Here is a 14,293-nt window from a genome sequence, read left to right as displayed (position 1 = left end):
GACTAAATAGTTTCTTATCCTCAATTATTAGAAGGGAAGTTTTATCATTTCGCGAATTGATTAGACATAGACGAGTGCTATAATTTTCTATATATACATAAAGAGGTGACTACGCATGAATCAAAGACCGTCAGAAGAAGAATACGCTGGGAGCTCCGGCGAATATATCCGTTTGGTGCCAGACGGTAATATCATTGACATTTTGCTCGCCCAGGAAAAGCAAATGACCGAGCTCCTGGCATCGTTGACCGAGAGCCAGGCCGCGTATCGGTATGCGGAAGGAAAATGGACACTGAAAGAAGTTGTGGGCCACATTACAGACGCGGAACGCGTCATGACCTACCGCCTGCTCAGGTTCGCAAGAGGAGACCAGACGCCGCTGACCGGTTTCGATCAGGAATTGTTCATTCCTCCTTTCGGAAGCTGGACAACCGCGCAATTGGCCGAAGACTACCGGGCCGTACGGCAATCAACGATTACATTGCTGCGCGGGCTACCAGCGGAGGCGTGGACCCGTAAGGGCACAGCCAACAACCTAAGCATTACGGCGCGCGCCCTCGCGTACGGCATTGCAGGACACGAGCTTCATCACATGGGGGTTATCCGAAACCGGTACTTGAGTTAATCGTCGGCTGAGTCCTTTGGAATGGAACTAACACCACTCATACAACCTTAGATACCGTTCTTATTAGGGTCCCGCCCCACAACCATCAACTTAAGGATTTAGACTATTTTTGAAATAAAAAGCACGTTACTATTCTCTTATGTTAATGAGAAAGGGTAACGTGCTTTTTATGAATATGCACCAAAAACAAGAGTTATATCGATTTTTCTCATTTTGGGGTATTTGTTTTTCTTAGATTGAGGGTGACGGGGCACTACTCTATAATGATCAAATTAAAATTAAAAATAGTTATAGAGACTCCATTTCTCGGAAATGTTGTAACTATTAAGTTGTAAAAAGAACCATAGTTTTTCATTTTTGAAAAGGCTATGGTCTTTTTTAGTTGTAGCAAAGTTATGACGCGAGAAAGTTTTTTTGATTAATCAAAAAAACTTGATTAACTAGTTGCATAAAGAACTAAACAGTGTATATACTATAAACATCAAAAAAAGTTGATGAAGGGAAGTGAACTACAATGGCACAAGATTTCCAGTTCTATGAGAAAAAGTTTAAAGCGTTGGCTGATCAGAAACGTCTAGAAATCATGTATGAACTTTGTCAGCGAGGCCAGACGTGTGTATGTGATTTAACAGAGATTTTTGAAATGACACAATCTAAGTTGTCCTATCATTTAAAGATTTTATTAGACGCAGGTTTAATTGTAAAAGAAACAAAAGGTACGTGGAGTTATTATGATTTAAATGATACGGAAGTAAATAATTTATTATCAGAAGAATTGTGCTGTATCTTTAGAAAAACAGGAAAAGGTAGCTGCTGTTAAAATTTTGCACTATTCATCAAAAAAACTTGATTAATGATGTATAAAGAGGAGGAATAAGGTATGAGATATGTTCACGTTGGTATAAACGTTACGAATTTAGAGAAGTCTATTGAATTTTATGAAAAGGTATTTGGTGTTTCACCAGTTAAGGTGAAAACGGATTATGCAAAATTTTTATTAGAGACGCCAGGGCTTAATTTCACGCTGAACGTACGAGATGAGGTGAATGGAAACCAGGTAAATCATTTTGGTTTCCAAGTGGATACAGCTGAAGAAATTACATTACATAAAGAAAGATTAGAAAAAGAAGGTTTCTTTGCGCGTGATGAGATGGATACGACTTGTTGCTATGCAGTACAAGATAAGTTTTGGGTAACAGACCCTGATGGGAATGAGTGGGAATTCTTTTATACGAAAGCACATAGTGATGTTCACAAAATTGAAGAGTCATCTTGTTGCACGACTTCAAATGAGGTAGCTAAAAATTCTTGTTGTTAATAGGAGAGGGAAAATAAAATGAAACGTTTATCTTTTCTAGACCGATATTTAACACTATGGATCTTTCTAGCGATGGCTGTTGGGATTGGTTTAGGGTTTGTGTTCCCTAGTGTAGTAGACGGACTGAATACATTACAAGTTGGAACGACGTCTATTCCGCTTGCTGTTGGTTTAATTGTCATGATGTATCCACCATTAGCGAAAGTTCGCTATGAGGAAATGGGCCGAGTATTTAAAGATGTAAAAGTGTTAGTTTTATCATTAGTACAAAACTGGATTATTGGTCCGGTACTTATGTTTGTGTTAGCAATTATTTTTCTTCCTGATAAACCAGAATATATGGTCGGTCTCATTATGATTGGATTAGCACGTTGCATTGCAATGGTAATTGTTTGGAACGATCTAGCTGATGGGGATAAAGAATATGCGGCAGGTTTAGTTGCTTTTAATTCGGTATTCCAAATGCTCTTTTTCTCAGTTTATGCATACGTTTTTGTAACCGTAATTCCAGAATGGTTAGGAATTGAAGGTGCTATTGTCGATATTACAATGATAGAAGTAGCAAAATCAGTATGTATCTATTTAGGAATTCCTTTTATAGCAGGTATGTTGACACGCTTTGTACTCGTTAAGTTAAAAGGAAGACAGTGGTATGAAAAGGTGTTTATACCTAAAATTAGTCCACTTACACTACTCGCATTGCTATTTACGATCATCGTTATGTTCTCTTTAAAAGGAGAGATGATTGTTAGCGTGCCACTAGATGTGGTAAGAATAGCGATTCCGTTATTAATCTATTTTATCGTAATGTTTTTTGTTTCTTTCTTTATGGGAAGAAAAATTGGTGCAAACTATCCGGTAACTACAACATTAGCATTTACAGCAGGTAGTAATAACTTTGAATTAGCGATTGCTGTAGCAGTTGGTGTATTTGGTATTCATTCGGGCGCAGCATTTGCAGCTGTTATCGGTCCTTTAGTTGAAGTACCTGTCATGATTGCACTTGTAAACGTCGCTTTTTGGTTTAAGCGTAAATATTTTAATGACCAACCAGAATAATTTAAAAACAAAGGCGGAAAACAACATGGAAAACAAAAAAATAATCTATTTCTTATGTACTGGAAATTCATGCCGAAGCCAAATGGCAGAAGCATGGGGTAAACAATATTTAGGAGATAAGTGGAATGTATATTCTGCAGGAATCGAAGCACACGGAGTAAATCCAAATGCTATTAAAGCAATGAACGAAGTAAATATCGACATAACAAATCAAACATCAGATATAATTGATGCAAACATTTTAAATCGTGCTGATTTAGTCGTTACGCTTTGTAGTCATGCAGATGCTGTATGCCCATCTACTCCGCCGCATGTGCATCGTGTTCACTGGGGATTTGATGATCCAGCAGGAAAAGAATGGTCTGAATTTCAACGTGTTCGTGATGAAATTGGTGAACGTATAAAGCGATTTGCTGAAACAGGGGAGTAAATAAAGGAAAGAGTCAATCTTCTATCTTATAGGGGATTAGCTCTTTCTTTATTGTACATAGTCATGACTATGTTGGTTCGCATAAATTACCGAAAAATATAGAGTATTCTGTTGGATTGATAAAGTTAGATATGTATTTAATCATGTAGGTGTTCACAAATAATAAATTCATTTAAAAGATAATATAGTTGTTTAGAATTAGAGATGGTATGATAAATAATCACGCTATCTTCCTTATTTTATGTATAATTAAATAATGGGATTTTTGGATATTAAAATAAAGGGTAGTATATTAGTGTAAGGGGGAGAATGATGGATAAGTTGTTACAAGAAATTGTAAATTGGTTAAGGATGAGCGATGAACAAATTGTTATTGGTATTTCGGGACATGGTGCAGCTGGAAAAACAACGTTTGCTAATAGACTCGTAAACCTACTAAATCAAAATGAAATAAATTATATTAATACAGATCCTTACATTGTCAGTTCGGATATCCGTAAGCATGCAGTGATTCACTATACATATCAAAATGAAAATCATCGTTATAAAATGACAGCTTGTCATCCAGCGGCACATCATTTGACAGCTTTAGAAAGAGATATTCAGATGGTTAGAGCTGGGCTAGATTTTTATACGATAGATACGCATTACATGAAAAGTAAGTTAATTTCTTCGAAAAATAAAGTAACAATTGTGGAGGGAATGAGTGCTGCATTTATTAATCCTGATTTATTTGATTTGAAAATTTATTTTTATACAAATGGCGAAACGGAACTAATGAGAAGATCGAGCCGGGATATAGCTGAAAGGGGAGCCGATATAAATTATTTAAGGCAGTCTCATGAAGAACGCCGTATTCAATATGAAGTATTTATGCATCCGTATAGTAAGCGTTTTGATATCATTATCAAAACCTCTGATGAAACAATATGTTTAGAAAAGAATACATTTGAGTTTTATAAAGTTTAAATGAAAATCATCACTTTATTAATTGCATTATAACGATTAATTTTTCTTACTGAGTACTTGTATTGAATAAATGTATTATTTAATCAATAATACATTCACTATAAAATAACTAAATTTTTAAAAAGATTTAGTAGCCTTCTTTCATCTACATAGATAGAAGGCTACTGTAATTTTTGTGGCAAAATTACATAACTTTATTATTACTATACAGTAGAGGATGATTTTTATTTGAATAAATTACGTGTATCTTAAAAAACTCACTTTAAAAGGTTTTTATTCGGAAGTACAAAAACGAATTTTTTACATAAAGGGAGAATCGGATGAAACACATAATAAGAAATGTAGTAATGAATTATTTTAAAGAAATTCATTCACTAGCACTGGAAGAACAATTACATAATAATAGTTGGCATACAGATTCACACTATAAAATCATGGTGAATGGAAAGCGATATTCCGCAAGATTTATAAATAGTAAGCGAACAATCAATCCAGCCTTTGGGGCATTATCAAACGAACAACTGAGAGAGCAAGTACGGTTTACGTATTATGTACGCAAACATGGAATTCCTTTTATGCAGATAAGCAAGAATAGGGAAGGAGAGCCATTTACACTTGTCACTTGGAATGATGAAGAATACCGATTTGTATTGTCTGATTGGATTGAAGGAGAACATGTTACGCATTGTACAAAAGCTATCGCAAAAGCCTTCGGAAAGGAAGCAAGAAAGATTCATGATATTTCTTACGCATTTCAAAGCTCGATTTTTCAAAAGAAATCTCATTTGGATGGGTATACCCAGTTTATTCATATGCTAAAAAGTAAGGCAAGCACATGTGGAGAATTACGAGAGTATATAGATCTCGCTACATATCATATAGAGTGTGCATATACGAGTGAATTAGAGTTTATTGTACAGACAGATTTAAATCCTTTGAATGTTTTATGGGACTCAAGTGAACAGGTAAAAGGAATTGTAGATTTTGAATCTATTGGCTATGTAGACCGCATTGAAGGATTGTCATTTTTAATAAAATGGTATTCTCGAACAGAAGGAATACATTCGCATGAAGTATGTTCAAGTGTTGCTAGTGCATTTTTAGAAGGGTATAAGGCTGATAATATTGTAACATCAAATGATTACAAAAGACTTTCTTCGTTACTATGGTTATCCGGTAGTTTAAATTGGAATTTTGTGAAGAAAACACTAAGTGTAATAAGTGATAAGAGGAAATTAGAAGAACATTTGGAAGTTTATAGAGTGAGGGGAGAAAGACTATCTTCATTATTAATTTGTACATAACATGTATTCTCCTAATTGGGGATTCAAATAAGAAACCATATGAGGTGTTCTAAAAATGAAAATACAAATTGTATTGTTTGATGGCTTTGGTGAGCTTGTTTCTTTCGCACCGTTTGAGGTACTGAAAAGAGCGATAGAAGAAGGGGCTCCGTTTACAGTTGAATTCGTTTCAAGTGAACCAAAACAAGAAGTTACTACCTCGTTCGGAGTTACGGTTCAATTACATGATTTTTTACGAATGGATAATCGTCCAGATTTGTTAATTGTACCTGGTGGTGGCTGGAATCATAAAGCAAAGCACGGGGCACGAAAGCAAGCAGAGCTTGGTACTTTAACCAAAATGATTAGAGAGATGCACAATGAAGGAACGATTGTTGCTGGTGTTTGTACAGGAGGTATGCTACTAGCTGCATCCGGTATATTGAATGATAAAAAGGCAACAATGCATCATTTGGCGCAGAGTGAAATGAATAAATATGGAGCAGAACTTCTTCCTTACAGAATTGTGGATCAAGGGGCTATTATTACTGCAAGGGGAGTTACTTCAGGAATTGATTTAGGACTTTGGATTACGGAAAAGTTCGCAAGTTCTAAAATTGCAGCAGCTGTTGAATATAGAATGGAATATGAGCGGCGGGGAGTTGTGTGGGAATGATTTTTTATTCGCTTAATCATATTTTTGTAGATATTGTAAAAGAGTAAGAGCCAATTCATACGAGCAGGCTCTTTTTTTATGTATTCATTCTCTATGTTTAATAATTGGGCTGAATATAGCCTAATTTTATCCCGCTTTAACGGGCAATAAGACCCCTACCTCAAAATTCAGCGGAAGCAAAGAAATTAGGTGGGGGATCAACTATCCGTAAAAGTCCGATTGGTGAGGGCTGATTAAAGTTTCACTTTATTCCTTTCGTGACAGCTTCTAAAATAAGGGGATTTCAACATAATGGACATAAACGGTGCTTATACATGTAAAGTAAGAGGCCATGAAAATGAATAAAGACTGCTAATTTTCGTGTTTTTTGATTATGTAGAAATAGGGGGATGACATGGAAGACAATAAGCCTAAGAAAATTTTATTTATTCAATCAGGTATTCCTTTTTATTACCCAATGATCGAAGAAGCAATTTTGAATAGTTTACAAAAGATGAACAGTAATACAATTATGGTAAACCCGGAACGAGCGATAGAAACCGCATTAAAAATGAAACCGGATTTTATTTTGGTACTCGGTGGTTTAAATGAGGGAATTATTAGTGTCATGCCAGTACTAAAGAGTGCGGGTTTTACTACTGGACTTTGGTTGACAGATGATCCGTATTATACGGATGTAACACAACATCTTGTTCCGTATTATGATTACATATTTACGCAAGATTTAAATTGTATCAAGTTTTATAGGGGGATAGGATGTAACAATGTGTTTCATCTCCCTTTAGCAGCAAATCAAGAGGTGTTTAAACCTTCTCTTAAAGAAGATACATATAAGTATGATCTTAGTTTTATAGGCACAGCGTTTGAAAATAGAATTCACTTTGTTGATTCGATTGCAGAGTATGTAGCAGAAAAAAACACAAAAATTGTAGGGTTTGGTTGGGAGAAGTTAAAGAATTATGAAAGGTTAAAGGATAAAATACAACTTCTGCCACTTGCTAAGTATGAAGATGCATTGCAATATTACGTAGCTACTAAAATTAATATAAATTTACATCGTTCACCAAATGATAAAGAATTGAATTGTAATGCCGCAAACATCCAAGCCTATTCAGTAAATAATAGGACGTTTGAAATTAATGCTGTAGGTTCTTTTCAATTAACTGATATACGACCAGATGTAGCGAAGCATTACATACCTGGTGTTGAAATAGAAACGTTTAATAGTGCACGGGAGTTTATACAAAAAGCGGAGTATTATTTGGAACATGTACAAGAAAGAAAACAAATAGCAAAAAATGGGCTGGATAGGACTTTGAAACATCACACATATGATAAACGAATCATACAATTGTTGAACTATATTAATTTGAGAGGTGTGAAGATGTAGTCTAACCCTATTAGCATTGGTAAACATGAAGTTAAGCATTTGGTGCTTTTAACTAGAGTTGCCGCTCGCATTCTATAAATATCATTTACGAAAAAGGGATTCGGATAATTTTGTCGAATTTATTTATTCTGAAAAAAATGTCGCATTTAAACTAGCTTACATCTGAGCATTAGAGGGGATTAAAAATGAATCACTTTTTTGTAGAATTTGGTGAATACCAAGCAAGTGTTTGTGAATGGGGGGATAAAAGTAATCCTCAAATCATTTGTTTTCATGGTTTAGGAAGTACAAAATTAAGTTTTATCGAAATAGCGAAACTTTTAAAGGATAACTATCATATTGTATCGTTTGATCTACCTGGACACGGGAAAACACCAAGTTTCGGGAAAGATGAAGATTACGGTGCATCTCATTTAACAAAGTGGGTAGTAGCATTACTTGAGCAAATAGGAAAAGAAACATTTCATATAGTAGCACATTCATGGGGCGTGAGCGTTGCGCTTCACTATGCAGCCGAACGTCCAGAGAAAGTGAATAAAATGGTTTTATTAGATGGTGGTTATCATCATGGCAAAATGAATGCGGACTATTTTGCGCAGCTATATAAAGATGCGAAAGAAGGAGAGTGTCCACCACGATCATTAGAAGAAGAAATCACTCATTACGAAAAAGATTTTGATGAATATATTTTTGACAGTAAAGAAGCATTCATCCAATCAGAAAAACTGGCTTACAGCAGGTGGTCACCATTACTAGAACGTGCGGTTTATGATTTAATGAGAGAAGACGATAGTAAAATAAAATGGCATGCTACTGGCGATACCGCTAGAGGTGTAATTAAGTTTCAATATACGGTGTATAAAACATTGAAATCGCATAAAATTAAAAGCGATATTTTATTATTGTATTGCGACCTTCCCGATAAGTATTTAGAAATAAGAGAATTGCAGATAGCAGAATTTAAGAAGCGTATTAATATTACGACTAAGCTTTACAAAGATACAGGGCATTTAATGCATTGGGATAGACCAGAAGAGATTGCCGCAGATGTTTTAAAATGGTTCATATAAAGAAAGTCCGTTGTTCGAATGTGAGCAACGGATTTTCTCTTGAAAAACTTAATGTAGTTGTCATAGCCAGTTCCTTTTAAATAGACGCAATAAAACCGAGTTATAAGTTCAAAAGGCAAAAAGTGATGAGAATAAAGAATTAACAAAGCAAGCCAATGCATTGCAAGGTAAGATTCAACAAGAATTTTTAGCTACATTTAATAAATTGAACATGAATGATATTACTGGCGATGTAAAAGAATCCCGTAAATCTTTAGATGATCTTATGGCTTGGATAAAACAATCTGACCTATTAAAATCTCAAAAGGATTTTGTTGATACGTTACCTGAAAAAGAATTAAGTATCTCTAAACTAGAGGAAAGTAAAAAATAAAGAAAAGAGGTTGCTTAAAGGTAACTATTCAGCGACTTTTGGGACAACCTCTTCTTTTTGTTGTAGATTTCAAAGAAAATTTAGAATGAAATAAAAATATAGTCACCTACCTATTATTCAATAATGAAAAGAAAAGGAGGTAGCGAAATGCAACTGAAGTATGGGAAGCACATTAATATATTATCTATTGTTCTAACTTTGTTCTCTTTTTCTGTAATTGTATGTTTCTCTACCTGGTTGAGTAGATATTCAATTCCCAACCTTTCTACAATGCTTAAGGTAACAATGTTGAGTGCATTTATTCTTGGAATTATAGGGTTTAGACAAGAGAAAAGCGCACTAGCGATTATAATTATGGGAATATGTGCCTTTGCTCTAGTCGTTCTATATACTTATGCGGCTATAAGTTTTCTTGAGCATTAAACACCATAAAAAAGAAACGAACATTTTTGTTCGTTTCTTTTTTGGGAATGATTATTATAAAATAGCCTCTTCTAATGATTGAGTGCTGAATTCAAGAATTGATTTTTGAATGTTATTTTCATTGTCTTTTACAATGATATATGGAACGCCCTGTACGTTAAAGGATTCAAACTCTTCTTTTTCTTATGGGGTATTAGGGGTACTCCCACATGGCTATCAACCTAAGAAATTAATTGTTCCCCAAAACGAAAAAAATGAACTAAATTCCCATAAATAACTGTAAAAGGTAAAAATGCCGTTATGGGGGTACCTTAAAATCTTAGCTTGATGGGTATGGGGTGGTACCCCTTTAACAAAATAAGCTGATTTTTTCTATCCCTCGTGAATTTCTTTAATGCTTTTTCCTTCTAAAAATGCATGTCCTGTTTTAATTTTTTCTACTGTTTCAAATCCATATTTTTCATACACTTTTTCTACTCTTTCGTTAATTGGAATCACCCAAAGATTATCTATTCCTCTATGCATTACTTCACTTTGAATAAAATGAATAAGTTCACCTATTAACCCTTTACCTCTAAACTTTTCAATTGTAGCTACACTTTCCATTCGGGCCTGTTTTTCATGTTTAAAAATACAAGCAATGGAACATGCTACTCCATTGTATCTAAGTAGATAATGAGTGAATGCTGGATGTTGGAATTCATCTTGAAAAGCTTTTTTTCTAACTTCGCCTCCTCCAAACTCTTTTATATTACATTCAATATCTAAAGCTTCTTCAAAATTTAATTCAGATACCTTTTCAATAGTAACTTTTTTATTTTTATCTTTTTTAGTTAATTTCTTATTCCATAATTGGACTGGACTTATTAATTCTTCAAATCCAAAATTCTTTATTTGTAATTCAGAAATCAGTTTTTCTTGCATATCTAAGTTGTATATATAAAATCTAGGTACTATATTTTTAGTCTTATAGAAATGGACTACTTCATCTACTACCATTTGTGGATTTAAACTTACTACACTTACATGTGCATGATTCGCATCATAATAATATGGATTACTTTCATTACAAAATATAGAACCCCATGATTTCTCTATTCGGCTAGTAAAGGTTTCAAGATATGCAAAATCAAGCTCAAGAACATTTTTTAGACTAGTCATACAATATTCCCTCTTTTCTATTTATTTCTTCAATATCTTTTGTACTTTATTGTACATTTAAATATCTTAATTTTCAGTTTTATTAGTTGGGATATATCTCATACCCTTCAAAAAATATCTTCAAGAAAAAATGAAATTAACAAATTGTAAGTAGCGGGTTCGCTGCTTTTTTATTTTGAATAGTAAAAGGAACCATAATAGGCTCCTTAATTCGATTCAGAAGTTGTGTAGTTTTTCTTGAAGATATCTTTTATGTTAATAATTAAGGATATAAGGAATCCAGCAGCTAGGATACCGTTTACCCAGTAATATGTATTCCCGGATGTAAATTTATTATAAAAGGAATCGACATTATAATATACTAGGAGCACTGAAAAGATAGTAGAGCATACTAACATACCAAAACTTTTCATGCTGTTCACCTCAATTCTAAATTTTACGACTTTTTATACAATTATACATTTAAATAAAGAGATTTACAAGAGAATTACCATAAGGAAGAGTTGGACAAATGAAACTAACTAAACAAGAAGAAATGGTTGGCATAGGTAAGTTAATCAATAATATTATCGGATTGGAATTAGTAAAATAACGTATTGATCCGCAGAAACTAGAAAAAGCAGTTTCGATGTATAACGAAATGAACGATAACACAACACAAAAACAAAAACAAAAACGAGAGGCGCTTATTAGGGGGCACCATACATCACCATCAAACCAAAATTTTATAGTATCCCCAGAACGAAATTTTGTGCTAACTTGTAACAAAAAAGCTCATTTTTTCGTTTTGGGGTAATTCTAAATTCTTAAGTTGATGGGCATGGGATTACATCACCGAAAGTGAAAAATTGTAAGTTGAGAGTCGGTAACCTTGTTCAATAATATAGGGTTTTCTGGACAAATGTGTTTAGCAGAAAGACGTATAAAAAATGAATGGAGCAAAACTTAACAAAATCGTTATTTTAATAAAAAAATCGCGTACAAAAATGTACACGATTATATAGAAACCATGTCTTGTCTGTTCATTTCATTCTATGTTTATTGTATGTAAAACGTGATACATCGCAATACATTAAAAGAGCACTCTTAAAAGTGCTCTATGACTAAAATTAATATTGAAAAAGAACACCCAAGATATTGTATGTCTGCTCTTTAGAGATGTGTGGATGAAAAACAAAATCTTTATTTAATAAAAAAAAAAACCGATTGTCTGCGGGGGTTCTAAGGGTAATTGTCAAGTAATGACGTACTCGACTAATTCACCATATCATGAATTTTTATGGTAAAAATACTGGTGAATTTGTCCAAATGAATGAGGGCATCATTTTCGACAAAAACGCTATTTTGCACAACAAAGCAGCTAGCTAAAGTAGGTAACTGCTCTGTCGTACGGTTTTAGAAGTACAACTAGATACAGATATACGTTGTAACAAAAAGTTACAACTATATTATAAACAAATATCAAAATAATATGCATGAAAGAAAACTGAACAAAAATTTCATTTTGTTTTAGTTTAAAAGGAAAAAAAGAGCACTTTATTAAGTGCTCTCGTGACGAGATTCATTTTGTAACGACTATTTTATAAAGAAAGGAACGCAGAATATTATATGCGCGTTCAGTTAATTGAGTGCTTTTTACAAACAAAGAGCAGCTAGCAAAAACTAACTGCTCGGCTGGCTCTCCAATAGGGGGAAAGGAGAAAGGTTAGGGACTTCATTAAATGAGTTATGGCCATCGCCTATCTATATTATTGACAAAATATTAAGTTTTATTCAGAGGGGAACTCATAATCTATAAATTAGATTATGATATTCGCTATTACCCATATCGCCCAGCATCCATAACGGGTGCTTTTTTCTTTGTTATATAGAAATTACACATTAAACGTATTTAAATACTGTTTTAGGTATAACATGAATTGACTCACCAATGGTACAGATAACAGATGTTTTTCTATTTAGATTAGATGTTAAATGTACCGTGAAACTCTTGGAAATACAATGCTGGAAAAATATAATGATATTGATATATTACAGAAGAAGGCGCAATTGTAGGAGTAAAGGGGATATGCCCAGGTTGCATACCATATTGACCATATGAAGGATGGTGAAGTAAATGTTGCCAAGTCGAAGTTGGAGCTACAAAAATCCTCATCGGGAAAGGATTCATAATATAATCACTCCTAAAGTAGCATTCATGTAATAGGGTATGCACTTACTGAATATAGATGTGCATAATCTAGGTTTATAAACATAATAATCAACGGACAGAAAATAGGGTTACTAATCTTATGATGTGTTCATTATGGGTGTTTTATTTTACTATGTAGATAGAACAAACATGTGTATAGCAATTATCGCAGGCGCTGCCGTGATCTGGTGGTGTCTTGCTCGTTGTCAAGCAAAGATAAGGGGTAAATAAAAAAAGAGAGCTAATGCCCTCTTTTTTTGATCTGGTAATTAATCGCAGATTGGTATTCCAAGCACTCTTAGAGCTAATGCAACTTGAAGAGAAATCTCTAATCTAGCAATTTCAATACCAGCTACTGAAAGAACTAAAAAAGGTTGTCCATTTACAAACACAACGCAACTATCCATGGTTACGCCTCCTTTCTAGTAATCTAATATAGTATATGAATTAATCATTAATGTGTAATAGTTGGATTAATTGATTTTATAGAATTGATAGATTTGCCCATTTAAACAAAACAAACGAACACAACGATTGAAAATAGAGGGGGAAGATAGACTCGCAAATTGAAATATTATTAGTCTAAAACACAAAACATAGACTAGTAAACAAGCTGTTTTCCCTTTTTAATCATAGAATAAGATGAATTCTATTTTTAGAGGAGGGAATCATATCTATGGGATGGAATAATAATTTTGGGCATTCCCGAGATCGTAATAACTTTTGGGATGATTTAGTATTTTGCGGATGTGGTCGTAGACGTAGAAGAAACGATTTTAACGATTGTCATTGTAGACGTGACTGTGATTGTGATGAGTGTCGTCGCAGACGTAATCATGACCGCGACCACGATCGTGAACATAATCATGATCATGGTGATCATCGAGATTGGTAAAATCTTTTGAAAGAGTGCACATCTTAATCGCACTCTTTTTTATTATGTTTTTATGAATACTTATTAACTCGAAGGATACAGTTTTAATTTGATTTAACATCTGACAAAATGAATGAACACAACGAACAAAAATAGAGGTGAAGAATCGTGAACTCTAACGTTACATTTTCCATGCAAATGAATGGCGAAAGCAAAGATGCTACGGCTTATGTTAGTGGTATTGCAAATATATCTGCAATTCTGTTAGCTAACGCAGATAGACATATAGTTGATAAGTTGATAGCTCAAGTTGACATAGAAGAGAAGATGTTCATCGAAGCTACTTTAGCAGGATTAAAACATCATTCTCAATAAGTACAGTGTCTCAAAAACATTTTATTAATTAGCATGATATACCATCACATCATCAGAAAGACTAATATAAATTAGT

18 protein-coding genes and 1 pseudogene are annotated in these 14,293 nt (G+C 33.8%); 15 read left to right on the top strand and 4 right to left on the bottom strand.

Going from position 1 to position 14,293, the window contains the following annotated elements; translation table 11 throughout:
* Window positions 1-115 precede the first annotated feature (115 nt).
* From EKQ63_RS16800 to EKQ63_RS16745, 12 genes are all read left to right on the top strand, one after another.
* On the top strand, window positions 116-625 hold the full coding sequence (locus EKQ63_RS16800; protein ID WP_074568200.1) for a DinB family protein: 510 nt from the start codon (window positions 116-118) through the stop codon (window positions 623-625).
* 514 nt (window positions 626-1,139) lie between these two features.
* Window positions 1,140-1,445, top strand: a complete 306-nt coding sequence (gene arsR / locus EKQ63_RS16795) for an arsenical resistance operon transcriptional regulator ArsR (RefSeq protein WP_074568201.1) — start codon at window positions 1,140-1,142, stop codon at window positions 1,443-1,445.
* A gap of 60 nt (window positions 1,446-1,505) precedes the next feature.
* Window positions 1,506-1,943, top strand: coding sequence for an ArsI/CadI family heavy metal resistance metalloenzyme (locus EKQ63_RS16790; RefSeq protein WP_001271026.1), 438 nt, complete (start codon window positions 1,506-1,508; stop codon window positions 1,941-1,943).
* 18 nt (window positions 1,944-1,961) lie between these two features.
* Window positions 1,962-3,002, top strand: coding sequence for an ACR3 family arsenite efflux transporter (gene arsB, locus EKQ63_RS16785; RefSeq protein WP_087953174.1), 1,041 nt, complete (start codon window positions 1,962-1,964; stop codon window positions 3,000-3,002).
* 25 nt (window positions 3,003-3,027) lie between these two features.
* On the top strand, window positions 3,028-3,432 hold the full coding sequence (gene arsC, locus EKQ63_RS16780; RefSeq protein ID WP_143881294.1) for an arsenate reductase (thioredoxin): 405 nt from the start codon (window positions 3,028-3,030) through the stop codon (window positions 3,430-3,432).
* Window positions 3,433-3,744: 312 nt separating this feature from the next.
* Window positions 3,745-4,401 (top strand): uridine kinase family protein, encoded by a 657-nt coding sequence (locus EKQ63_RS16775; protein WP_071725944.1) that lies wholly within the window; start codon window positions 3,745-3,747, stop codon window positions 4,399-4,401.
* 320 nt (window positions 4,402-4,721) lie between these two features.
* Window positions 4,722-5,705, top strand: coding sequence for a phosphotransferase (locus EKQ63_RS16770; protein ID WP_142940696.1), 984 nt, complete (start codon window positions 4,722-4,724; stop codon window positions 5,703-5,705).
* A 55-nt stretch (window positions 5,706-5,760) separates the two neighbouring features.
* Window positions 5,761-6,360, top strand: coding sequence for a DJ-1/PfpI family protein (locus EKQ63_RS16765; RefSeq protein WP_087932059.1), 600 nt, complete (start codon window positions 5,761-5,763; stop codon window positions 6,358-6,360).
* Window positions 6,361-6,754: 394 nt separating this feature from the next.
* Window positions 6,755-7,750: a CgeB family protein gene (locus tag EKQ63_RS16760; protein WP_143881293.1), complete on the top strand. Its 996-nt coding sequence runs from the start codon at window positions 6,755-6,757 to the stop codon at window positions 7,748-7,750.
* 185 nt (window positions 7,751-7,935) lie between these two features.
* Window positions 7,936-8,820 carry an alpha/beta fold hydrolase gene (locus EKQ63_RS16755; protein WP_087953177.1) on the top strand — a complete coding sequence of 295 codons (885 nt, stop codon included), beginning with the start codon at window positions 7,936-7,938 and terminating at the stop codon, window positions 8,818-8,820.
* 160 nt (window positions 8,821-8,980) lie between these two features.
* Window positions 8,981-9,193, top strand: coding sequence for a hypothetical protein (locus EKQ63_RS16750; RefSeq protein WP_087994210.1), 213 nt, complete (start codon window positions 8,981-8,983; stop codon window positions 9,191-9,193).
* 147 nt (window positions 9,194-9,340) lie between these two features.
* On the top strand, window positions 9,341-9,616 hold the full coding sequence (locus EKQ63_RS16745) for a hypothetical protein (RefSeq protein ID WP_087953179.1): 276 nt from the start codon (window positions 9,341-9,343) through the stop codon (window positions 9,614-9,616).
* A gap of 372 nt (window positions 9,617-9,988) precedes the next feature.
* On the opposite strand, the gene EKQ63_RS16740 is transcribed toward EKQ63_RS16745, so the two are convergent.
* Window positions 9,989-10,777 carry a GNAT family N-acetyltransferase gene (locus tag EKQ63_RS16740; RefSeq protein WP_143881292.1) on the bottom strand — a complete coding sequence of 263 codons (789 nt, stop codon included), beginning with the start codon at window positions 10,775-10,777 and terminating at the stop codon, window positions 9,989-9,991.
* Between the two features lie 206 nt (window positions 10,778-10,983).
* Window positions 10,984-11,190, bottom strand: a complete 207-nt coding sequence (locus EKQ63_RS16735) for a hypothetical protein (protein WP_087953181.1) — start codon at window positions 11,188-11,190, stop codon at window positions 10,984-10,986.
* Between the two features lie 98 nt (window positions 11,191-11,288).
* Here EKQ63_RS16735 and EKQ63_RS30585 point away from each other — a divergent pair.
* Window positions 11,289-11,468 (top strand): annotated as a pseudogene (locus tag EKQ63_RS30585) (hypothetical protein); the annotation flags it as partial.
* A gap of 1,272 nt (window positions 11,469-12,740) precedes the next feature.
* Here the strand turns inward: EKQ63_RS30585 and EKQ63_RS16725 are convergent.
* Window positions 12,741-12,947 (bottom strand): hypothetical protein, encoded by a 207-nt coding sequence (locus EKQ63_RS16725; protein ID WP_029438876.1) that lies wholly within the window; start codon window positions 12,945-12,947, stop codon window positions 12,741-12,743.
* Window positions 12,948-13,237: 290 nt separating this feature from the next.
* Window positions 13,238-13,375 carry a DUF3956 domain-containing protein gene (locus EKQ63_RS16720; protein ID WP_000376554.1) on the bottom strand — a complete coding sequence of 46 codons (138 nt, stop codon included), beginning with the start codon at window positions 13,373-13,375 and terminating at the stop codon, window positions 13,238-13,240.
* 269 nt (window positions 13,376-13,644) lie between these two features.
* Between EKQ63_RS16720 and EKQ63_RS16715 the strand changes: the two genes are divergently transcribed.
* Both EKQ63_RS16715 and EKQ63_RS16710 read left to right on the top strand, forming a co-directional pair.
* Window positions 13,645-13,863, top strand: a complete 219-nt coding sequence (locus EKQ63_RS16715) for a hypothetical protein (RefSeq protein ID WP_061402363.1) — start codon at window positions 13,645-13,647, stop codon at window positions 13,861-13,863.
* 171 nt (window positions 13,864-14,034) lie between these two features.
* Window positions 14,035-14,217 (top strand): hypothetical protein, encoded by a 183-nt coding sequence (locus EKQ63_RS16710; protein WP_087953732.1) that lies wholly within the window; start codon window positions 14,035-14,037, stop codon window positions 14,215-14,217.
* The last annotated feature ends 76 nt before the right edge of the window (window positions 14,218-14,293 follow it).

It is taken from the genome of Bacillus sp. BD59S (assembly GCF_007363175.1).
Classification (GTDB): Bacteria; Bacillota; Bacilli; order Bacillales; family Bacillaceae_G; genus Bacillus_A; species Bacillus_A pacificus.
The sequence above is the reverse complement of the archived record's forward strand: the minus strand, read 5'-3'. Positions and strand labels throughout refer to the sequence as shown.